Annotated in this window: 1 protein-coding gene; it reads right to left on the bottom strand. The window is 43.8% G+C overall.

Annotation, left to right across the window (positions count from 1 at the left end; genetic code table 11):
• The coding region (locus tag ACFIK8_RS11845) for an SDR family NAD(P)-dependent oxidoreductase (RefSeq protein WP_375669542.1) at window positions 1-660 on the bottom strand (660 nt) is incomplete at both ends.

Below are 660 nucleotides of genomic sequence, written 5' to 3'. Positions count from 1 at the left end.
CCTGTCTCCTTCAAATCAGCTGATAATAAATGGACTATCTTTTCTGCAACTTCTTGTGCTGAAGGAAGAGTTTGAGGATCTTCATCAGGCATAGCTTGTGCACGCATGGCAGTGCGTGTTGCACCGGGGTCAACACAATTAATCTTTATAGGGGTTTGCTTTAGTTCTTCTGCCCAACAGCGAGCAATCATTTCTAAAGCAGCTTTAGAGGCGGCGTAAGCTCCCCAGAAAGCACGCGCAACATGGGCAACGCTTGAGGATAAAAGAATGGCTCGTCCAGCATCAGATGCACGTAATGAAGGCTCAACAGCATTCATTAAAAACCATAGGCTGAAAAGATTTATGTGAAAAACATCTGCAAATACCGTGTTTTCTATATGCGCTAGGGGTGAAAGCGTTCCAAGGATTGCTGCATTTGCAACCATAATATCAAGTTTTTCCCAACGCTTAGCAATTGAAACACTAAGAGCATCAATGTTTTCCATATGATATAAGTCGAGTGGAATGAGTGTTGCAGAAGCGCCTTTTTCTCGGATTTTGTTGTCAAGTTCAGTGAGTCCACTCATCGTTCGTGCAAGGGCAATAATATGAGCATCGCGCGCTGCGAGCTCTAATGCTAAATGATAGCCAATTCCTCTTGAAGCACCGATAACAAGTGCA

The organism is Bartonella sp. MR168JLCBS, from assembly GCF_042194175.1.
The sequence above is the reverse complement of the archived record's forward strand: the minus strand, read 5'-3'. Positions and strand labels throughout refer to the sequence as shown.